Source organism: Synechocystis sp. PCC 7509 (assembly GCF_000332075.2).
Taxonomy (GTDB): domain Bacteria; phylum Cyanobacteriota; class Cyanobacteriia; order Cyanobacteriales; family Chroococcidiopsidaceae; genus Aliterella.
This window is the reverse complement of record NZ_KI966370.1, coordinates 1-19,290: the sequence shown is the minus strand read 5'-3', so window position 1 is coordinate 19,290 and position 19,290 is coordinate 1. Positions and strand designations below refer to the sequence as shown.

At 44.6% G+C, this 19,290-nt stretch carries 31 protein-coding genes and 1 pseudogene; 12 read left to right on the top strand and 20 right to left on the bottom strand.

Annotated features, from left to right (window positions below; genetic code table 11):
• Positions 1 to 435 precede the first annotated feature (435 nt).
• Entirely contained in the window at positions 436 to 615 is a 180-nt protein-coding gene (locus tag SYN7509_RS30385) for a hypothetical protein (protein ID WP_009630206.1), read from the top strand.
• Between the two features lie 2 nt (positions 616 to 617).
• On the opposite strand, the gene SYN7509_RS27345 is transcribed toward SYN7509_RS30385, so the two are convergent.
• The 13 genes from SYN7509_RS27345 to SYN7509_RS0224340 form a co-directional block, all read right to left on the bottom strand.
• Positions 618 to 2,006: a phage terminase-like protein, large subunit gene (locus tag SYN7509_RS27345; protein ID WP_009630207.1), complete on the bottom strand. Its 1,389-nt coding sequence runs from the start codon at positions 2,004 to 2,006 to the stop codon at positions 618 to 620.
• Positions 1,978 to 2,427, bottom strand: a complete 450-nt coding sequence (locus SYN7509_RS0224390) for a helix-turn-helix domain-containing protein (RefSeq protein ID WP_009630208.1) — start codon at positions 2,425 to 2,427, stop codon at positions 1,978 to 1,980. Before SYN7509_RS0224390 ends, SYN7509_RS27345 begins: the two co-directional genes overlap by 29 nt.
• Before the next feature lie 27 nt (positions 2,428 to 2,454).
• A complete protein-coding gene (locus SYN7509_RS0224385) occupies positions 2,455 to 3,300 on the bottom strand; it encodes a hypothetical protein (RefSeq protein WP_009630209.1) in 846 nt (281 codons plus the stop codon).
• Complete coding sequence (locus SYN7509_RS0224380) at positions 3,287 to 3,511, bottom strand: hypothetical protein (protein ID WP_009630210.1); 225 nt, start codon at positions 3,509 to 3,511, stop codon at positions 3,287 to 3,289. Before SYN7509_RS0224380 ends, SYN7509_RS0224385 begins: the two co-directional genes overlap by 14 nt.
• Positions 3,508 to 6,549: a phage/plasmid primase, P4 family gene (locus SYN7509_RS28010; protein WP_009630211.1), complete on the bottom strand. Its 3,042-nt coding sequence runs from the start codon at positions 6,547 to 6,549 to the stop codon at positions 3,508 to 3,510. The genes SYN7509_RS0224380 and SYN7509_RS28010 overlap by 4 nt, the downstream gene beginning before the upstream one ends.
• Positions 6,549 to 6,698, bottom strand: coding sequence for a hypothetical protein (locus SYN7509_RS30380; RefSeq protein ID WP_158506206.1), 150 nt, complete (start codon positions 6,696 to 6,698; stop codon positions 6,549 to 6,551). The genes SYN7509_RS28010 and SYN7509_RS30380 overlap by 1 nt, the downstream gene beginning before the upstream one ends.
• Before the next feature lie 104 nt (positions 6,699 to 6,802).
• Positions 6,803 to 6,949 carry a hypothetical protein gene (locus tag SYN7509_RS30375; RefSeq protein ID WP_158506205.1) on the bottom strand — a complete coding sequence of 49 codons (147 nt, stop codon included), beginning with the start codon at positions 6,947 to 6,949 and terminating at the stop codon, positions 6,803 to 6,805.
• Between the two features lie 66 nt (positions 6,950 to 7,015).
• On the bottom strand, positions 7,016 to 7,825 hold the full coding sequence (locus SYN7509_RS0224365; RefSeq protein ID WP_009630212.1) for a hypothetical protein: 810 nt from the start codon (positions 7,823 to 7,825) through the stop codon (positions 7,016 to 7,018).
• Positions 7,826 to 7,843: 18 nt separating this feature from the next.
• Positions 7,844 to 8,269, bottom strand: a complete 426-nt coding sequence (locus SYN7509_RS0224360) for a helix-turn-helix domain-containing protein (protein WP_009630213.1) — start codon at positions 8,267 to 8,269, stop codon at positions 7,844 to 7,846.
• 5 nt (positions 8,270 to 8,274) lie between these two features.
• The gene (locus tag SYN7509_RS0224355; protein ID WP_009630214.1) at positions 8,275 to 8,457 is read right to left on the bottom strand and encodes a hypothetical protein; all 183 of its coding nucleotides are present in this window, start codon (positions 8,455 to 8,457) and stop codon (positions 8,275 to 8,277) included.
• A gap of 8 nt (positions 8,458 to 8,465) precedes the next feature.
• The gene (locus SYN7509_RS0224350; RefSeq protein WP_009630215.1) at positions 8,466 to 8,723 is read right to left on the bottom strand and encodes a hypothetical protein; all 258 of its coding nucleotides are present in this window, start codon (positions 8,721 to 8,723) and stop codon (positions 8,466 to 8,468) included.
• Between the two features lie 89 nt (positions 8,724 to 8,812).
• The gene (locus SYN7509_RS0224345; protein WP_009630216.1) at positions 8,813 to 9,064 is read right to left on the bottom strand and encodes a hypothetical protein; all 252 of its coding nucleotides are present in this window, start codon (positions 9,062 to 9,064) and stop codon (positions 8,813 to 8,815) included.
• 29 nt (positions 9,065 to 9,093) lie between these two features.
• Entirely contained in the window at positions 9,094 to 10,020 is a 927-nt protein-coding gene (locus SYN7509_RS0224340) for a tyrosine-type recombinase/integrase (RefSeq protein ID WP_009629933.1), read from the bottom strand.
• 194 nt (positions 10,021 to 10,214) lie between these two features.
• On the opposite strand from SYN7509_RS0224340, the gene SYN7509_RS28005 reads away from it, so the two are divergent.
• The 6 genes and pseudogenes from SYN7509_RS28005 to SYN7509_RS0224325 all read left to right on the top strand — a co-directional run bounded on the left by SYN7509_RS28005 (position 10,215) and on the right by SYN7509_RS0224325 (position 14,139).
• Positions 10,215 to 11,696 carry a DUF4158 domain-containing protein gene (locus SYN7509_RS28005; protein WP_084610836.1) on the top strand — a complete coding sequence of 494 codons (1,482 nt, stop codon included), beginning with the start codon at positions 10,215 to 10,217 and terminating at the stop codon, positions 11,694 to 11,696.
• Positions 11,697 to 11,702: 6 nt separating this feature from the next.
• Entirely contained in the window at positions 11,703 to 11,942 is a 240-nt protein-coding gene (locus SYN7509_RS30370; protein WP_158506204.1) for a hypothetical protein, read from the top strand.
• On the top strand, positions 11,920 to 12,147 hold the full coding sequence (locus SYN7509_RS31530; RefSeq protein WP_071994228.1) for a Tn3 family transposase: 228 nt from the start codon (positions 11,920 to 11,922) through the stop codon (positions 12,145 to 12,147). The genes SYN7509_RS30370 and SYN7509_RS31530 overlap by 23 nt, the downstream gene beginning before the upstream one ends.
• A 46-nt stretch (positions 12,148 to 12,193) precedes the next feature.
• Positions 12,194 to 12,629: pseudogene (locus tag SYN7509_RS31525) on the top strand (Tn3 family transposase).
• 310 nt (positions 12,630 to 12,939) lie between these two features.
• A complete protein-coding gene (locus SYN7509_RS27330) occupies positions 12,940 to 13,218 on the top strand; it encodes a Tn3 family transposase (RefSeq protein ID WP_051482710.1) in 279 nt (92 codons plus the stop codon).
• 531 nt (positions 13,219 to 13,749) lie between these two features.
• Complete coding sequence (locus SYN7509_RS0224325) at positions 13,750 to 14,139, top strand: hypothetical protein (RefSeq protein ID WP_009630049.1); 390 nt, start codon at positions 13,750 to 13,752, stop codon at positions 14,137 to 14,139.
• A 66-nt stretch (positions 14,140 to 14,205) separates the two neighbouring features.
• Here the strand turns inward: SYN7509_RS0224325 and SYN7509_RS0224320 are convergent, their stop codons facing one another.
• The 3 genes from SYN7509_RS0224320 to SYN7509_RS0224310 all read right to left on the bottom strand — a co-directional run bounded on the left by SYN7509_RS0224320 (position 14,206) and on the right by SYN7509_RS0224310 (position 15,424).
• Positions 14,206 to 14,493, bottom strand: a complete 288-nt coding sequence (locus tag SYN7509_RS0224320; RefSeq protein WP_009630050.1) for a BrnA antitoxin family protein — start codon at positions 14,491 to 14,493, stop codon at positions 14,206 to 14,208.
• Positions 14,474 to 14,776 carry a BrnT family toxin gene (locus SYN7509_RS0224315; protein WP_009630051.1) on the bottom strand — a complete coding sequence of 101 codons (303 nt, stop codon included), beginning with the start codon at positions 14,774 to 14,776 and terminating at the stop codon, positions 14,474 to 14,476. The genes SYN7509_RS0224320 and SYN7509_RS0224315 overlap by 20 nt, the downstream gene beginning before the upstream one ends.
• A gap of 93 nt (positions 14,777 to 14,869) precedes the next feature.
• Positions 14,870 to 15,424: a tyrosine-type recombinase/integrase gene (locus tag SYN7509_RS0224310; protein WP_009630052.1), complete on the bottom strand. Its 555-nt coding sequence runs from the start codon at positions 15,422 to 15,424 to the stop codon at positions 14,870 to 14,872.
• 262 nt (positions 15,425 to 15,686) lie between these two features.
• Between SYN7509_RS0224310 and SYN7509_RS0224305 the strand changes: the two genes are divergently transcribed.
• Positions 15,687 to 15,917: a hypothetical protein gene (locus tag SYN7509_RS0224305; protein WP_009630053.1), complete on the top strand. Its 231-nt coding sequence runs from the start codon at positions 15,687 to 15,689 to the stop codon at positions 15,915 to 15,917.
• A gap of 240 nt (positions 15,918 to 16,157) precedes the next feature.
• On the opposite strand, the gene SYN7509_RS0224300 is transcribed toward SYN7509_RS0224305, so the two are convergent.
• Complete coding sequence (locus SYN7509_RS0224300; protein WP_009630054.1) at positions 16,158 to 16,451, bottom strand: hypothetical protein; 294 nt, start codon at positions 16,449 to 16,451, stop codon at positions 16,158 to 16,160.
• A gap of 243 nt (positions 16,452 to 16,694) precedes the next feature.
• On the opposite strand from SYN7509_RS0224300, the gene SYN7509_RS28945 reads away from it, so the two are divergent.
• Positions 16,695 to 17,033: a hypothetical protein gene (locus SYN7509_RS28945; RefSeq protein ID WP_009630055.1), complete on the top strand. Its 339-nt coding sequence runs from the start codon at positions 16,695 to 16,697 to the stop codon at positions 17,031 to 17,033.
• On the opposite strand, the gene SYN7509_RS0224295 is transcribed toward SYN7509_RS28945, so the two are convergent.
• The 3 genes from SYN7509_RS0224295 to SYN7509_RS0224290 are packed head-to-tail and all read right to left on the bottom strand — an operon-like array spanning position 16,996 to position 17,663.
• A complete protein-coding gene (locus SYN7509_RS0224295; RefSeq protein ID WP_009630056.1) occupies positions 16,996 to 17,208 on the bottom strand; it encodes a DUF6887 family protein in 213 nt (70 codons plus the stop codon). The genes SYN7509_RS28945 and SYN7509_RS0224295 overlap by 38 nt on opposite strands.
• Complete coding sequence (locus tag SYN7509_RS28940; protein ID WP_071994227.1) at positions 17,201 to 17,380, bottom strand: DUF6888 family protein; 180 nt, start codon at positions 17,378 to 17,380, stop codon at positions 17,201 to 17,203. The genes SYN7509_RS0224295 and SYN7509_RS28940 overlap by 8 nt, the downstream gene beginning before the upstream one ends.
• Before the next feature lie 40 nt (positions 17,381 to 17,420).
• On the bottom strand, positions 17,421 to 17,663 hold the full coding sequence (locus SYN7509_RS0224290) for a hypothetical protein (protein WP_009630057.1): 243 nt from the start codon (positions 17,661 to 17,663) through the stop codon (positions 17,421 to 17,423).
• Between the two features lie 176 nt (positions 17,664 to 17,839).
• Between SYN7509_RS0224290 and SYN7509_RS0224285 the strand changes: the two genes are divergently transcribed.
• The 3 genes from SYN7509_RS0224285 (at position 17,840) to SYN7509_RS27325 (ending at position 19,218) form a co-directional block, all read left to right on the top strand.
• Positions 17,840 to 18,169: a hypothetical protein gene (locus SYN7509_RS0224285; protein ID WP_009630058.1), complete on the top strand. Its 330-nt coding sequence runs from the start codon at positions 17,840 to 17,842 to the stop codon at positions 18,167 to 18,169.
• 70 nt (positions 18,170 to 18,239) lie between these two features.
• Positions 18,240 to 18,488, top strand: a complete 249-nt coding sequence (locus tag SYN7509_RS0224280) for a hypothetical protein (RefSeq protein WP_009630059.1) — start codon at positions 18,240 to 18,242, stop codon at positions 18,486 to 18,488.
• Between the two features lie 175 nt (positions 18,489 to 18,663).
• Entirely contained in the window at positions 18,664 to 19,218 is a 555-nt protein-coding gene (locus tag SYN7509_RS27325) for a hypothetical protein (protein ID WP_009630060.1), read from the top strand.
• The last annotated feature ends 72 nt before the right edge of the window (positions 19,219 to 19,290 follow it).

Genomic DNA, 19,290 nt, shown 5'->3' with positions numbered 1-19,290 from the left:
AGAGATAGAGAAAATAGCTTGGGAGTGAACTAAATGACCATCTAGCAAGGATTTCCGATGAAGTGGCACCTTTTTACACGTATCTCGGCTCAATCCCCCATAGAGTTGCCATAGAGTTGCCATTGGTAAATAGTATTTATGCTACAAAAACTAAGCTTCAAAGCTGTTTTAAAATAGTCTCTCAAGATTTTATAAACAAACAAGTAAGGACTTCGCACTATGCCGCAGACCCTTAAAGGAAACCTGTTCATTAAACTGCGATCATCTAATAGATTTTTCTGCTAATTCCAATGAAGGCTTCGCGTTCGCTAGGGAAAAAATGCAGAGGGGAACTACGCCACCTCCTGCGGACTTGTGGCTGCGCTGAAACTTCCACACCTTACGCTAAAATTTAGCTAACAAACAAAGCTCAAAGCTTTATAGGTTGCGCGATTTATGACTCAAGAAACGCCGCCATCAGGAAGACAACTTGTTCAAGAGTACATCAAGGCTTGTGGCTATGGCGTTAACCCGCCAGGTTCACTGGTTCGACCGCCCATCGTGAAAACTGGGAACATCGTTCAAGACTATCTCGCGGCGGCGGGCTATAGACTACCAAAGAAGCCAGAAGTCTAGCTCTACCAAGTTCGATAAGATTTTGCTGGTATTATCTGTTGCTTATTAATACGATTCGTCGCCATCAATACCGCCCCCGCCAGTGCCGAGGGGTAATCATCGACCGCCGCCCCCGTGCCGCCGCTTACGCCCCAAGTGCCGTTAGGTCTATAAGTTACGGTTAAGTTTTTAATCTGCCCGTTGGCTTTGGGATGCGGGTAAAGTTCAATACTTCCCCCGTTAAACAGTTCCCGAAGTTTTGAATAAGCTTCTGTTTTACTTGAAGCTGTCCAGGTCAGTTCTCGGATTTTGACTCTTCCTGATAACCTTTGAATCGTACTAGAACTGTTGTACTGGTCGAGGACAACGGACGCAAAACCATAAGCTTTGTGTTGTTCAAGTATCCAATCTTCCACAAGAGAAACTGCTACTTGAGTTTTTTTACCATCTCCCCAAGTAGGCGCAAATTGATGAAACTGGTCTACTACAACGAGTTCACCATCATAATGAACAATGCAAGCTGTGTAAGCGTCTCGACCGCCTTTTGCTGGGTCTAAAGCCAGGTAATAAGTGCCATTAAACTTGTTTAATGGTGGCAGCAGTCCGCGATCGCTATTAATAGCAGCATCTACTAATTGATTGTCGATAAAAGCAGCGATATTCCCCGTAAATTGCGCCCCGTACTCAACTTTAAATAATTCGGGGTCGCGGGCTTTTTCTTGCTCTAAAAATTCGGCGCTGATGGTAGTATTTACTTCCCAAGTAGGTGCTTGTACTACCTGCATATGAGCAAAGTTCCCAGAAGCCGCTTGCTTGTACAAATCCCAGAAAATACCTGATTGAATCCAAGGTGACGATAGAAGCAGTATTTTACCTATTTTTCCAAACTGCGCCACCGATGGGCTAAGAGCTTGATATAAACTACTACCCGCCGCGTTCCCTGCTTCTGTATCAACGGCGTGGGCAAGCTCATCAAAAATAAGCAACGGGCAAGCCATACCCCTACCGCTCCTGCTACTTGCGGTCAATGCCCTAAATACCGCTCCATTACGCAGTTCGAGAGTGTCGGTAGTCTCGCGCACGATTAGCGGCTTAAGGATGGGTGAGCCATTAATTAAATCTTTCACGCCCTGGAGCGCAATCTTCGCCTGGTCGATGGTGTTGGCGACAGAGATTATATAGAACTTTTCCCCCGGTCTTAAATGGCGCTTATATTCATCTGCCAGCATTGTGGCGCAGTAAGTAGCAACAATCGCACTCATTAAAGTTTTGCCACTGCGCCGCCCCAATGCCCAGACTGCGATCGCATAATTCCCCGCCCAGAATTCCTCTAAAATCTCGCTTTGCTTATCCCATAACGGCGTATTTAGTAGGTTTGAATCGCTAGCGAACTGGGTGATGCTGATTGCCATTGCCGTTCGTCTCCAGGTAGGCTAAGTATCCTTTAAAATTCTGCTCTGAATCACCCGACTGCTCTATGGTGGGTTTGTTTGGTTGGTAAAAGCCAGACCAACGGGCGATTTGTTCGGCTGCCCGGATTTGAATCCGAGCGTCGGGGTGATCTAAAGATTCTATGGTTCGGCGGATAGCTTTGGGCAAGCCTTTAATTAAACCAGTTTTGCACTTATTAAAGATGTCTTCTGATAGGGCAGATGCTAACTTTAGTTGAGTTTCGCTCACTGCCTGACGAACATCGGGTCTTGTTGCCCACCGCTCGACGGTACGCAATCCTACCCCAAGTTCTGTGGCGATCGCACTATATGACAGTCCTTCTGCTAATAAAGAGATTGCTTTTAATTGTTTTGCCGTCAACCGAGAAGGCTTAACCGCCATTTTTACGCCACTGTACCGCCATTTTCTCTATGTTTGCACAGGTTTCTCTAAGTTTTCGATTTCTGCTTCTAAAGATGCGATCGCGTCATGAAGAGGATGAAAATTAGTAGCTGCCTGACCACGCATATCCCAACCCCTTTGGCTTTTCATTGTTTGCAATTGCTCCTGTTTTTGAGCGATAAATGCTGCCCGTTCTTGCTGCTCAAGCGCTCGTTGTTTATCTAACTCTCGCTGCTTGATTTGTGCCAGTAAATCTTGGTGATTTTGCTGCGACCTGATGCTGGCTTCTATCCTTTGCCTCTGTAAGGCTTCTTTTTCAGCTTCAAATAAATCGAAAAATTTGTTACTTAAAACAAAGCGATCTTTTTCCTCTACAAAATGAGGTATTGTTAGCGGCTCAATGTTGAGCAACGAGTTTCTATTTAGTGCTGTCCCGCCGCTAGTTGGCGGATGAATTTGAGCAAAATCTTTTTCATATTCGAGGGCGATCGCCTTCAAACCGAAATAGAGACCTTCTAATGCTTCTGCCATCTTTTCAACATCGCCGAACTTAGCTCGGAGTTTTTGCTTGCCTTCTTCAATCCGCTTTTCTCTCAACTGTTTTAGCTGCTGTACCTCCAGTTCCTCAAACTGTGATTTTTTCTGCGCCAGTCGAGCCGTCAATTCAGCGATCGCATTCCGAATCCCCTGTACGTCTGCAATCCTTTCATGGGTAACAACGGCGGCGGATCGAAAAGCATTAGCGATCGCCTCTGGAGAGTTTGACTGCATTGGGGGCGCGATTTGGGAAGCTGCTAATAATTCCGCCTGTAGTTTTGTAATCTCAACCTCGAAAGCTTTAATTTCCTGCCGTAATTCGTCAATTTTCTGCATATTTCCTCATTAATGTTTCGATGTTTAACTGACTTCGGCTGAAACCCAACCTATCAATGCAAAACGCATCAAACGTTTGGTGAGTTTCCCTCCATGTTCCCATTGACTCAATTTTGGCTAAATCACTTAAGCCTTCTGCAATGCGATCGCGGACTATTTTTTCAAGTCGGGTGCGATCGCGCTGTTCTTGCGCTGATAATCTATTTTTCAAGTTTCTGCCTCCGTTGCGACGCAAAGCGCGACCGACTGGGCTTTTAATGCTCGTTCATCCGATGGATTATGCAATACATGGAGATCCAATAGGGCAAGAAAGCGGACGCGATCGCACTGACTAAAACATTTAATTAACTTTTTTAAAATAGTGCCTCGCTTCTTACCAGTTTTTATCGCTGCGTTATCTATCAATTCCAAAGCTGCCGCCCAGGTCTGAATTAAGCTGATCTGCGCTGCCAATCCTTGCAGGGTTAACGCCCCTTCGGTGACGGCTGATTTCTCACGGGCGATCGCATTGTCTGGAGTCGTTGACGGATTGGTGACGGATTGAACGAGAGCTAGTGGCGGTTCTGTGATGGCTGGAACTATTGGTAGTGACGGATTGTGATGGAAGTGATGGCAAATTTCATTATTATCACGCTCTTTATTTTCTTGTTGATTTTCTAATTCACTCTCAAATAAATTTTTATCTTTAGAGCTTGATAAAAATAATCCATCACTTCCATCACTTCCGTCACTACCAAGGGTTTGACCCGTCACCAATCCGTCACTTTTTGTTTTTAATCCATCACTTTCAGTAAAAGTTAGGGGATGTTCCAGCTTTTCGCTCTCTTGGAAAAGTTTGGGGAGGGAAACCGCTTCCCCAAACTTTCCGCTTTTTGGCGGCGGACTGCTAAAAGAAATCGGGCGATCGCGCTCGTCGTCCTCATGACGAATTGCCAAGCCCTCAAAATAAGCACCTTTGTTATCTCGACTTTTAGTAATTCCAGTAAGCTTTAGTTGGCTAACGCAGAGGTCATGTAGCAGAGTCGAGAACCGCCGCACAGAAACAGCTTTACTGCCCGTAACTGCGCTGTACTCGCAATAGGAAGCGTAGAGCCATTTATTAGTAAATAAATAGATGTTGTCATTGCTAGAAGATTTATCGCGCTGGGCTACTCCCACGTAGGTTTTAGCGGCTCTTTCGAGAACAACGCAAGCGTCCAGCCACTCAGCCATCGGGTTTGTTTCGATTAAAAATTCGGCTTTAGAGGCAGCAAGACTTCGCACTAGGTTAGAGGTGTCGAGCAATAGTCCTGTCACTTCCTCGTCAGGCATTTCTAAAGCCCACGTTAGCAGTCCGGGGAGGTAAGGCTTAAATTCCTTTTCTAAGTCGCGGCGTCCCCCTGGTTTAACTTGGTGGGTAAAGGGCAGCGTCAACCGCCGCCGCTCTAAACCACTTGTATAATCGCCACTTTGGACGGGTTCGTTAGCTGCCACGATCACCATACAAGTTGGTGTAAATGCCTTGCACTGTTGTACGTTCTTTCGTTCGTAGCGAACGGGGTCGCCTCCGGTAATTGCTTTGAGTACCGATACTTCGCCGCCGTAACGCTCCGAGTCAGTGATTAATAGTAAACGCTTGCCAAAGATGCCAGCCGTCTCAAATCGGTTCTTTTCTAGCTGCCCTAAAGTTGTAACGGCGGTGTTTTCAGCCCCGACTAAAGCCATAGCTAGTCGGGTAAAAGTTCCCTTTCCAGAGCCGCCAACCCCGATACACTCAAGATAACGTTGTAAGTCTGTCCTTCCAGTTGCGATCGCGTTGAGGTACGCTCGAAACACTTTGACAAGGGAGAAGTCGCCCTTCATGGCTTCAAGCATCCAATTCTGAATCGGCTGGCAACCAATAGCCCGACCAGACCAGGCGTAGGGCAGACACCATAATAGACGGTAGCCCGGACTATGAGGCAGTAATTGCTTAGTTGCCAATTCCAACACCCCATCTTCTAGAGGTATTAGCCCTGGCGTTTCGTGCCAGTCGTGAACCTGTAAGTAAGCTTTCATCAGGCTTACGGTGTGGCTTACAAAAGTAAAGTTATAGCTCCCAGCAATGTCGGGGCGACATTCTAAGTCAGCAATTACAACACTGTGAACAGATTCGTCAGGTATTTCTGACCAAACGCCGGAAGTTTTAGCTGAGTAACGATACCAAAGTTTAAGACTGGTATTCCAAGCTAGTTCATGACGGTAGCGTTCAGCCAACTCGCGGGCGACTTTTGCTGGCTTTGGCGGCTTTTTAGTTGACTCGTAAGAAATTGGCTCATTTTGGCGGACTAACAACGCTCGACTAATTTCTATTTCTAACTGCTCAATGATTTCTGATGAATCCATACCAGAGGAATTAACGATATCTGTAATATCGCCTTTGGTGGGGGTGTCTGCCCAGATATTTGTTGGCTCAATGGCGATCGCGTGGATGCCTGCTTTAATACACGCCTTCAACAGTTTGTCTGCGGATTTGCGCCCCGTCTCGTCATTATCGGGACAAATAACAAACAACTTTGGTTTATTGGCACTTAAAAAGTCAACGAATTGTGACGTATAACTGCCCTCGCCTCCCTGGTTGCAAAAGCTAGTCAATCCTAGCTGACGGGCGGTTTCTACAGCTTGTTCGCCAGCAACGTAAAACACAACTTCCGCGCTACCTGATGCGATCGCCTCCCGTACTTCTGCTTGCCTGTAAAGCGGAAATTGTTTAGATCCTTTACCCCGATCGCTCCACCAACCTTTTTCGCCCTGGTGGGGATGATGGGGTTCTACCCAGTGCCAAGGTCTAATCTCTTTAGTGTCGCGCCCACTTCGCCCGTAGGCTGGACGGCGATCGCTCCATTGCTTTCTAACTACCTTGCCTAACGGTTCTCCCGTCTCAGCATCGGGGTAAAGATACTCAATTTCTTGCTCAAATTCGTTGCCCACCGTGCTGCGAGTTACCCATTGCGGTGAATCAGTTTTTGGGTCTAGGCGCAATGGTAAAATTTCAGTTTCGTCGGGCAAGCCGCCTTGACTTCGGCGCTTTCTATTTTCTTTGGCAAAGATGCCCCGCCCGTCCTTCGCTTCACCTGTTTTCACCCAACCGATGGGGGCGTAATCCGTTTTACCGCAAATAACCGCGTCCTCACTTAGATGGAAGCACCAGTGGTCGGAATCGCACAAGGGGCAAGGATTGGCGCGATTGGCTTCTATGCTGTTATTGGTATGGAGGTTAGTTAAATTCATTACGCTACCTCCAAACCTGCATGGAGGAAAGTCGCGTTATTGCTTGATAAATGTTGTAAGCCTTGCTCTGTACGCCCTGAAAGTGGCATACTTAACGAAGATAGTACAGACTTCTGCTTGATACTGTAGTCAAAGTCTTGAATTTGCATAAGAATTGAGATGGTATCCTGAGCAGAAAACTTTGGCGGTTAGACTGCTCAGGGTGGACTGGACAACGATAAAAATAAAAAGGCGAACCCCAAAGCTTGCTTCCTTAAGCTGCTGAGGGGTTTGCTTTTTTGACACTTTTGGCAGCGTCCCTAGCTTTTTTGCGCCGTACCGAACGAGGTTCGAGTTGCGGCTTTTTAGGATGTGAAGTCGCAGTATCGAGCAATTGAATTTGGTCTAAAAAGCTTGGCATGGTTGCGTTTTGAACTGTTTTATTGATAATAAATCTTTTGTTTAAAAACACCTAATCCATCGGCTGCTATCGCTGAAACCCAGTTTCGGTATGCCCCCCACCAACGAGTACCCCCTGATGGCTTGACCAAAATTCTCTAGGCAAGGGAGGCAATTGTAGAGTTTTCCAGCCTGTCGCTTGAGAACGCTTACCTATCCGTACCTTTAAAACTCCTGCCTCAACAAAAGCAGCCTTAGCCCTATCGTTATGGTCGTAAGCTGTTGTATCCTCCCTATATTTAGTGATGAACTTCTCGAAAGAAGAAGTGAATTTTGCTGGTTTGTATCTAAGTTTTTTTAGATTGACCGCAGTTTCAAATAATCGATAGGAATGATCGCCGCAGTCTCCCCAATCCTGTCGTGATGGCATTTTTTCCTTTTTTAGACAACTAATAAAGCTACGGTTTCCTTTAATAGTTGCCGTTTTTAACTGGTCGCCTTTTAAAGCAGAATTAATATCTTGCTGTACCATATCGTTGACGACGGCGAGCCAAAGAAGATTGGGGAAAAAATATGGTTGTCTGAGAGCGGGGGAATATCGATGACAAGCAATGCAAAGCTTCAGCAGTGCTTCTAGAACTTCAGCCCAACTTTCTTCGGCTTTAACCCCTGGAAGGTTCAGAGGGTAATCGCACGCTCGACCTTTACCTAATAAATTAAAATCAAGCCAATACCCTGATGCCGTCCAGCGTCGAATCACTAGCTCTATTAGTTTTTTTGTTGCCGGATCAATTGGTTGGGTAATATTAAGCGGAAATTGAGCATTGCGTATAATCTCAAAGGACTTACCTTTGTTAACTGGAGTACGAGTTTCCCAAATAGGTATGATTGCATTCATTAGTATTACTGCTTCCTTTTATTTACTACTACTACTACGACGCGCAATTATTGCTTCATATAGCTGTACGGGGGTCATGCCTAGTTTTTGAGCAACTTTGGCTAAAGTGCTTTTAGTCATGGAGACTTTTCCTGATAAATATCTACTCCATCTGTGCCGATCAATATTAGTCATAACGGCTAATTGACCTAAGCTTATTTCTTGAAACTCTGCAAAAGTCAAGGACAATCCCTCCCCAGAACTTGAGGCATCTTTGCTCTTAAAGTCTTCCCCCGCAAAATCTATTTCTGGTGTGTCAATAGGGGAAATTTCTACAGGAAAACCGTCACGGGCTTCCTGCTCCTTTGGACGGGGAATGCCCTTCCGCTTCCCGTACTCGTAGGCTCTGGCTTTTAGCTGTTCCCAAAATTCGGTTTCTGTCATTGATTTAGGTAATATTTCCATGAAGGTTATTTTTTTTGATTTGGTTTTATTTTTTCAATGTTCTGCTCGTCGCTCAAAAACATCCTTAAAGCTGCTTCCGCGATCGCATTAGGATTTACCCCAATCCTTGCCGCCGCCACCTTTACTTCTGTAATTAGTTCTTCATCCAAAGCAGCACGAAAGATTGATTTACCTTTTTTAACAACCATTTTCACCTTTAATCAGTTGTAAATAAATGCTGGCTTCCACTAATAACTTCTACATTTTTCATCTTTAAAGCCCTTAAACTTTTTCTTTTTTGGTTTAAAGCATCGAGAAATTCTCCGGCGGTCATCTCCACAGAAGCCGCAAAACGGTAAATATTGCGTTCGTTCATCAATCCTCCATTGAAATACTTGCACCATCTGGTTTTTTCAATCCCAGAAACGCTTTCTAATTCATCTAAACTCATCTCAAGAAATTCACCGATATTCATTGAAAATTTTGTCTTTTTCTGTTCTAAATTAATGCTTACCCCAACTGTAATTAGTCGGGGTAATGCGATCGCATTGGTTAATCTCTGCGTTAAAATACGTCTACTTTCAACTCCTCCACTCTTGCCACCCAAGCCGGGGCTTTTTTTCCATTAGTCGCTTCCAGTTCTTCAAACTCCGCCTCCAAGACATCACGAGGCACATCAGGTAATTGGTTAACAGCCCAGGCGATCGCATCTAAGGGAGTCTTCCAACTGCGCCATATAGCTAACATTCCTTGAAGGCGGTGCAATATAGCATTAAGGGATTGAGCCGAGATACGTGTAAAAAGGTGCCACTTCATCGGAAATCCTTGCTAGATGGTCATTTAGTTCACTCCCAAGCTATTTTCTCTATCTCTGTTTGAAGGTCACTCTGTGTTCCACGAACGTAGATCATTGTGGTGTCAAGAGAATCATGACCCATAATTTGAGCGAGTCGATGCAGTGGAACCACTTGAGCCATTCGATATCCAAACCGATGACGCAAATCATGTGGACTGACATCAATGAGCGAAGCTAAATGAGTATATTTTTTGACCAAGTACCCCAAGGCTCTCTCCGTCAGAGCCTCGCCCGTTTTTTCGGAAAGAAATAGATAACTTATTTCTTGTGTCCGAGTCTTGAAATACTCCACTAACACCGATCTAGCTGTTGCATTCAATGGTACGTCGCGGTATTTATTGCGTTTGCCATGTACTTGTAAAATGCCGCTACGTTTCCCTAAGTGAACCTGTTGTTGTTGAAGTGTACAAACTTCTTGGGAACGTAGTCCAGTATGAAGCATCAAGACAATTATTGTTCGGTCTCTGAGGCTACCAGAATGCGTAACTGCCGCAACCAAAGCAGATTCCTCCGCATCAGAGAGATGACGTGGCGCTGAACCAACAAAAGGGATTAACTTAACAATCTGTGCAGGGTTATTGTTAACTAACCCAGTTTCCATAGCCCAAGCAAAATAGCACTTAAGTGTCACTAAATATCGGTTTACAGAAGCTGGTTTGAGTTGCAGTGAATTTTGTAAGTAAGAACGATAACTTGTTATTGTCGGGGTAGCAATCGTATTTAGTAAAAAAGATTTGGGAATTTCTTGGCCTTCAGAGGAGGATTCCTCCCACCAGAATATAAACTGGCGAAGATCGCTCTTGTAGTTACGAATAGTTACCAGGCTGACATCCGCCACTGAGCCTAAATAGGATTCATACTGTGCTAAAGTTTGCTCTCCCGATTTTGAGATTGCTGGGATACTGTTACGTTTCATGGCACATTACACCCTCAATTTTTAGTTAAGATAGCCTAACGGCACGTGTAAAGACATTAGCAGCAGACATGATATTTCCGAGATATTAAGAACATTAGCAGACATTTATCCCCTTAAAACCGGATAGTAATATCTGCTAATATTACTTAGCAGACATTTTGGCATCCTGACCAAAAGCCTAAAAGGACAAGCCAATTACTGTTATTGAACGTACCGCTTACCCTCAATTCAAGCAGCAACCTAGCGAGAAAGAATTAGCCGAACTTTATACTCCAACTCAAGAGGAACTTGAGTTTATCAATGCCAAGTCTCGCGGCTCGAACGGACGGCTGAGTTTATTAGTGATGCTAAAAACCTTCCAACGGCTCGGTTATTTTCCTCATCTAGAGTTTGTGCCACTTCTAATTATCAACCACCTCCGCTCCGGCTTGAAGTTGAGTAGTAAGGTCTCAGCAATTTCTTCTCTACGTTCCCGTCGTCGCTATATGTCAGTTATTCGCACATACTTAAATGTTAAGCCCTATGACAATGCAGCACAACAATTAGTAGCACAAGCTATTGCTGTAGCGGCTCAAGTAAAGGATCATCCAGCAGATTTAATTAATGTGGCGATTGAAGAATTGGTAAAAGAACGTTATGAGTTGCCAGCTTTCAGCACTATTAACCGATTGGCTGCCAATATCCGCTCTATTGCCAATACTCGTCTATTTCAACGAGTAGGGGCAGGATTATCCCAAACTGAACAAGGCTACTTAGACGGGCTGCTATTGAGAGAGTCGCAGCAGTCAGTAGCTACCTTGAAGTTATTGAAATCTCCACCCAAGAGCGCCACACTGTCACATATGCAGGAACTCTTAGCTAAATTTGACCAATTGATGTCTTTTGGAGATGCGGAGCGATTACTTTCAGGCATTGCTAAGAGTAAGGTGAAGTCCTTTGCTGCACAAGCAAAATCATTGGACATATCTGAGTTTCAAGATATCAAGCAGAGTAAACGCCGGACTTTACTTTTGTGCTTGCTATACCAGGCTCAGATTAAAACACGAGATCATCTAGTAGAAATGTTTCTCAAGCGTCTCCAAACTATTCACACCAAAGCTAAAGCTAAACTGGTCAAGTTGAGAGAGAAGCACTTAACTCAAACTGAGGCTCTGCTAGGAGTTCTGGCGCAAATACTGGTGGTTTCTAACGATAGCCTTAACGACACTGCTTTAGGACAGCAAGTGCAATCTGTTCTTACTTGTCATGGTGGTTCAGAACTACTGCTATTGCAGTGCGAGGAGATCGCTGCTTATAACAGCGACAATTACTTTCCCTTGTTATGGCAGTTTTATTCTCGCTACCGCAAGCTGCTGTTTGGTTTGGTGCGGTCACTGGATATTCGCTCTACAACTCAAGACCAGTCGTTGATAGCAGCTTTAACTTTTGTGCTTGAACAAGAGCATCGACGCGGTAAGTGGTTATCTGCTGGAGTTGATTTGAGCTTTATTAGTGACAAATGGCGACGATTAGTTGTTTTTACCACTGGTAAAACTGAAGTATTGGTTCGCCAGCAATTAGAGATTTGTATATTTACCTACTTGGCAATGGAGTTAAAAACGGGGGATGCCTGTGTAGAAGGGTCGGAAACCTATGCAGATTTCCGTCAGGAGTTACTCTCTTGGGGACGAGTGTAAACCGATATGATGGCAGGCTATTGCAAAGAACTTGGTATTCCTTCAAACTCCCTTGAATTTATTGAGCATTTGCAACGCTTGCTCACCCAAACGGCAGAGAAAGTAGATCAAATTTGTTCTGATGGCAAACAAGTTACTATTAGCCCCGATGGGGAACCTGTGCTTAAACGCATCCCCGCTCAAGAAAAGCCTGACGGAGGCCGCAGCGCTAGAAGCCTCAATCTTGCAGCGCTTACCAGAACGTAGTGTCCTCGATATCCTTTGTAATGTCGAGCATTGGTTGAATTGGACACGGCATTTTGGTCCGTTATCTGGTTCCGAACCAAAAATAGAAAAGCCAATGGAGCGCTACATTTTCACGACTTTTGGCTACGGCTGTAACTTAGGACCGAACCAAACGGCTCGTCATACTAGAGGAGTAGTGACGAGCCATATGCTTTCCTATATTTAACCGTCGTCATATTACAGCCGAGAACCTACAAGCTGCTAGTCGAGATATGATTAATGCCTACAATCGTCTCCATTTGCCCAAGTGCTGGGGTAGTGGGAAGAGAGCCCGCAGCCGACGGCAGCAAAAATTTGAGATTTATGAAAAAAATAACCTCCTGTCGGAGTATCACATCCGTTATGGCGGTTACGGTGGTATTGCTTATCATCATGTTTCGGACAAATACATTGCTTTATTTTACACATTTCATTACCTGTGGTGTTTGGGAAGCAGTGTATATATTTTGGATGGGTTTACTAAAGAACACTTCAGATATTCAGCCCGATATTCTACACGCAGATACTCAAGGACAGTCCGCACCTGTGTTTGCGCTGTCGTACCTATTGGGAATCAAATTAATGCCACGCATTCGTAACTGGCAAGACTTGACCTTTTTTTTTCGTCCTACCAAGGAAGCGGTATACAAATATACATATCCCTTATAAAGACGACATTGAATGACAAACCCATTCGAAACATGACATATGACATAGTGATATATCAATTAAGCGGTAAACCCATGGCCTGAAACCGATAGGTAAACTAGAATCTACAGCTATAAGCACCCCTTTAATCAGGCTTTATTATAGAAGAGGTAGCATTCTCAATCCTACCATCCTTTAGTCCTCTTTGCTCCGCCACTACACAAGAATTATTTTGCCAATTGACAAGCTATGCTATTATTGCTTACACTATACGACTCAACTATTAGATGAGTGGTTCTATCTTCCCTATTGGCTTCGCAGAAACGTAAACATGACGCCAGACCGAAAACGAACAAAAAAAGGTAAGTTTTCGTTTGATTTGGTAGCAAGTGCGGTTATTCTCCAAAATGCTTTTGATATGTCAAAGGCAATTCAAGGTTTGAGCTTAGAGGGCTACTCGATTAACCAAAAAGAAGTTGCCACTTTAAGCCCTTACATTACCAGACATATCAAACGATACGGAGATTATGTAGTGGATTTGCATAACATTCCACAGCCCTTAGAAGGAGCAATTCTTCTCCCTATTGAAATATCCGAAAGCTATATCTAGTAAAGCTTTTAAACGAAGTGGCACCTTTTTACACGTATCTCGGCTCAATCCCTATGGCAACTCTATGGCAACGATTGGCAACGATTGGCAACAATTGGCTACACTATGGCAACGATTGGCAACACGAAAACTACCTTTTTTTAGTCGTTTTTAGCTGCTTTTTAAGGTTCTGCAAGGAATGGGTAATAGACCCATTCATCTGCTAGTTTGTCTATAGTTAGCCAAAAATAGCATACTTTCAATTACAAAATAATTCTTTTGTAGTGCATGAAAGAACTAAAGGATTAGGATTAAATGAAACGATTGGAGTGCAGAGAACATCGGCAATGTGCGCTTATCAGTTCGGAATCAGTAGGGCGATCGCACATTGCCACCTTGGATTTGTAGACCATTGGTCAACATTTTGGCTTCGTGTGTATTCGTTGCGTAGGTATTCGCTAACTCTTTATCCAAATATTCATCATCTCTAAACCCAATCTGTAATTTTAGAGGACAAGATGAAATTGAGTATATGCCTTAGAGGTGCAACATATGGAACCTTTGAAAGATGCTATTGATGGCTTCGTAGATGCGATAGCAGAGATAGATAGGTCGGGTAAAAAATCTCTACAAGCTGGGACAGGGGCTGCGGTTACTGTAGGCAGTGCTGTTACCACTGCCGCCGCCGGAGCGGGTTCTCTAGCTGGTTATGCTGGCATGGCTTCGGCGGTGTCAACAATGGGACTTGGTGGAGCGACAACGGCAATAGCAGGATTGATGGGCAGTAGCGTCACCGGAGCCGCAGCAACAGCAGTAGTCACGGCGGCGGTGGGTGGCCCGATGGTGATGGGAGCAATCCTTATTAGTGGAGCAGGTGCAACAGCTTACGGAGTATATAAACTAAGCAACTGGGCTGGCAAGCAGATTAAGACGTTGTGGTAAGCACTATCTCTTAGGTGTTGAGACTGGCGCGCGTGCGATCGCAGTTTATAGATACGGGCGTAATTTTCAACACTGCTGCTGCCTGACGTACTCCCGCAAGGCGCGGTTGATGCTGGTTTGATACCCCTCGCTCTGCCCTTGATGCGTCTTAAACCAGTCGATCAGGTCAGCGTCTAAGCGCAGCGTGATTTGCTGCTTGATGGGACGATAAAACACACCCCGCTTTGCTCCGCTCCAATCTCCAGTAGCCTCTGGAATATCATCTGTATTAATCTGGTCATCTGGCAGAGCCGCCAAAGCTTCAAGCTGTGCTTTCTGTTTAGCCGTCAAACCTTTAGAAGTTTCCTTCTTCATATGCCCTCCGTTCATGTCTTGTTGCTTTACGTGCGCTGATAATCCGCCCAACGTCTTCATCGCTCTCCGCGTCATATGCTGGCAAAGTATGAACAACAATAACGATTGTTTGATCGATGATCCCAATGGTTTGCCAGCGTTCCTCATTAGGATATAAGTCCAGTCTGCTCACGGCGATCGGATCGTCAAACGTAAGTTGCGCTGTCTCGAAGTCAAGACCATGCTTTAACTCGTTTGTCCGATTCTTGTCGTCGTCCCATTCCCAACGCAACTTTACCCTCACACCTTTAATATAACTACAAATATGTAGCTACGCGCGTTCTATTGTCAACACAAAAATTTGGCGCGCCATCGCCCGGACGTTCTGCTTCTGCGCTTAAAAACCAATTACCGCCACAGCCCTTTTTTTCTGCTCTGGGGATACTTCTAGATAGCGCTGCAATGTGCCTAAATCGTTATGCCCGGATATTTCCTGAATCACTCGCAAGGGAATACCAGCACTAGACATCATAGTTAGAGCAGTTCGCCGGAAGCTGTGGGTACTTACTCCCACTAACAGGGCGCGCTCGCAAGCAGCTTTAAGAATCTTGTCAGCCATGAACCGAGTCAAGGTTGGGGACTTTCCCCGCATACCTGGAAACAACGCTCCAGCCTTAAGGGGTTGATACTCTGCCAGCAATTGAGCCAGTCCAGGTTGAATGTCCACGACGCGGGTTTTAAGCTTGCCTTTGGTGGTAGACTTTCTAAAAGTTAGAGTTCCACCTTTGATATCTGTAGTCTGGAGTGCTAGGGCTTCAGAGACACGACAGCCAGTAAATAAGCAGATGCCAAACAAAGCGAGATCGCGTTCCCTCACAAATCCCTCAGTAAACAGTAACTTCAATTCTTCTGGAGTTAATATTTTCCCTTGCCCGTTTCCTGCTACTTTCATTGGATAAATTTGTCTGATTTCACTAGATTACACGAAATGTAAGTTTGGTGGAATAGATAGCTCAAAGTATTGCTATCTCGTTGCCATAGCGAATAAGTCAACACTACTTAACTTTTACTTATTAATCAAATACTCTCCATCCCACGACAGCATCAGGGTTGTAGCCGTTTTATATAGTTTCTGCTTATGATATCGCTGCTATCACCGACTACAGTTATAATCATCTACCCTTGATAAGTAACTGATAACAGAATTAGCAGCGATGTCATATTCACCGATGGTCGGGGCTAGAGTTCCCGAAGTTTGGCAGCTTGAAATCAAGGCGATCGCCCTGGCGGCGGGTCGCAAGGAAGCTGAGATAGTCAGGGATGCGATCGCTCAGTATTTAGGTCAAACTGACCCCAATAGCGTTAAGGGTGCGATCGCATCATTAGAGGATAGGGTAGCTAGTCTTGAGGGGAAGCTGGCGGGACTGGGGCGATTAGCTCTTTAGTACGGCTGTACTTAACTGGGCTTTTGATGTGGGGTACTCGCTCCCATCCCAACGTTAGGAGTTTTCCGTTTTCTTCCCAAATCCGGATCGCTTCGTGGCTGACATTAAATAGTTTGCCCAATTCTTTGCGGGTTAGGGTTTCCTCGCCATTGCCTAACGCGCAAGGGTGGTCTGTAACTTCGCTGTCCCTTGCGATTGTTCGGCGCTGCGGCTTCTGCCTGAGAGTAGAAGTATTGTCTCTCAGGCGCTTAACTCCCCCAGTTCGGACTCCAGGGCTGCTACTCGTTCTGGTAGGACAGCAACAGTTTTCTCTACCTGCTCTAGCCTTGTTATCAAGCTTGTTATCACATTGCTATCATTTGATATATAACTGCTATCTTCAGTTATCTTACTGCTATCAGGAGAGTCTAAAAACTTTGTGGCTAAGGACTCTAAGACCTCCTGAAGGGTGAGTCTTTCCGAAGCTACCCATGCTTTTAATTGCTCTAGCTTTGACCTGTCCCAGCGAAATATTACCTGTACTCGTTCGCTCATTGCTATCACCTTTTATCAACTGATAACTCAGTATATCAGGTATTAATAGCAAGTGATAATAAAAGCTATCAAGCTTGATAAAGACTGATAGCAGTTAATAGCTTAATTTGCTATGGTGTGATAGCTAGCGATAACAAAGGGTGCGAGGTCTGTTTAAGATATTAGTACGAGGGTGTAATTCCCAAGCGAGCTTTGTGGGGGAATCTTCCCCCACAAACGTCGCGCCCCTAACTAAAACCAAGTATGAAGACTGCCAAAAAAGCGAGTGGTTGGCTCGAACGCAAAACCACCACTAAGAAGCTAACTAATGGGAGTAATGTCACCTATCCGATAGTCCAGGGCGATCGCATAGCAGATAACCCGCAGCACTGGTATTGGGTCTACAGGTGGGAAGAAAAGACTGGCGATGCCTATTCAGATAATGGTTACATTACCCGTGCGATCGCCATCCCCCAAACCAAAGTAGAGGGGGTGCGCTTGGCACTTAGCCTCGGCTGGTCGGTGGAAAAAATCACCTTGTTGATACGGGCGACTTCGCACTGCCTTAAACGCGATCGCCCAGTCCCAGCACCTTATTCCTAATTGCTTCTTCTGTAATCCGTATAGTTTCAGGGTCTAACGGTGCAGGATATCGTTTAGCGTTTGGATTGCGACGATTGACAAATAACTCTCTAATCGCTTCATCATCAGTACGATTTAGTTTGATGTAAGCGATTAAATCCTCTTTAGACATTTGTTTGTAGTTTGGCTTATTCATCGATAAATTCCCATTTGCCACTTGGCGGAATAGTAACTTGGATGTTATCCCCAGCAAGGATATATATTTCTTTTGTTTGGCTATCGTAGCGAAATAATGAGATGTCTCGCAGTAGGTTTGAGAGCATTTGACAAACAACTACTGAGGCAAACGCTTGATCTGATGTAGGCAACTTTCATTAATCCTTCTGGTTTGACACTCCCCCCACTGCTTCAAGCAGACATATCCTGCTGAGGCATCTTTTCGGATGAATTATTCATCCGAAAAATGCCGTGCTGTTCTCGCTCTAGCTTCTCTGCGATCGCTTCCCTAATCCAGTTACTCAATTCATCTCCAGCCAACTCGCGCACTGTAGTGTCTATGCTTACAGGCAATCTAGCCATAACTGGCTTCTTTGCCAGTGGCTCACTTCCTTTTACCTGAAAATGTCCTTTCCCTGTTCTGTTCCCTTTCATATCTTCATGATAACCGAGTCTACACGGTTAGTGTAAAGATACTAAAACTAAGAGCTTATAGCTTGCATAATCGCGTATACACGATTATAATAGTAAATAGCTAGTTTAAAAGGCGATCGCAAAACTTTCGACGGGGATGCGATCGCCCGTACCCAAAATCGTCAGGTAAACAAATAATGACATATTGCACTGATTTAGATCAAGACCAGCGCCTAGCACAAGACCAAATCATCGAGGAAATATACATTTCTGGCATCACGGACGCGGCGGACGGTCGGCTTCCCCAGATGAGCGAAATATGTTACCTCCAGGGCTTCGTTCAAGGAATGCGCGATTATCCCAGACGCGAACCCGTGCTACCAGTAATTAATACTGAAAGCAAAGAATTTCCTTTAGTTTGCCATCAATGCGCCCACTTAAATAATGGCATTTGTGGCATTAAAGGAATTACTAGAAATAGCTACGCTTACGCTTGCGATCGCGTAGTTGTTGACTGTCCATTTTAATCTCCTAAAATGCTCCAACTGTTATTAGTTGGAGCGAACAATTTACTTACAACAAAAGGGCGAGAATCATATGATAAAGGATCGTACTGTACCGGGAATTTTGCTTTTACGTTGGATTGAAGAATTGAACCGATGTGCTGACTTAATGGAAGTTTTGCACCGTTCTGTGAAGTGGACAGAGTTGGAGCATGGGGGTGAAGAAAAAACCAGGATTGCTATGGGTGATGACGAATTGGTGAGGATTATCCGCGATCGCTTAACTGACTTATTTGGGGAGGTTCAGGAAGTCAACGATGGAACTTTGTTTGACAAATGTTAAATTAGCTCCTGCTTTTATCAGTTTTCAGGCAGGGTTAGGGACTGCTAGAAATGGTAATCAATACGCTTGCGATCTAGTCTCTGTTGACTGCCCATTCTAATAATAAATAGCCTATATAATCAATAGTAAAATACTAATTATATAGGCTACTAATACTACTAAAACCAACAGTAACATGAACGAACAACCCTCTTACAAAGCCTTGGGGGAGGAAACCATCCCCCCAAGCTTTGCGCTTTTAGAACGGATAGCGATCGCTCTGGAGAACCTCAAAGAAAAACCTACTTTATCCCTAGGTTTTTGTACTCCACCAAGCAGCCAATATATTTTTGTAGGCAACGAACCAGAACAGGGTTTATGGTATTTCTTGGGTGAAAACAATTCAAAGAATTACATTCCTGAGAAAGGACTGACAGGTACTATTAAAAGCTTAGAGATAGTGCATAGGGAGTTTAAAAATAAGGAGCAAATCAAGCTTGACATCACCATTGAGTGCGATCGCACTTATGTAGTTCGTACAGGCTTTGGCACGGTGTTTTCTAAAGAATTATTACTAGCACTGAATACTTTGAGTAGCGAAGTTCTTGCTTTACCGCTAACTATTGCTGTAGCTCCCGGCGATGAAACGGTAGTATTTGCCAGAGTGTACGACGGGGCGACTAAAAAGCCAATAATGGCGGAGTGGCAGAGCGAGGCAGACTTTAATGGGATTGAGCCGAGATACGTGTAAAAAGGTGCCACTTCGTTTAAAAGCTTTACTAGATATAGCTTTCGGATATTTCAATAGGGAGAAGAATTGCTC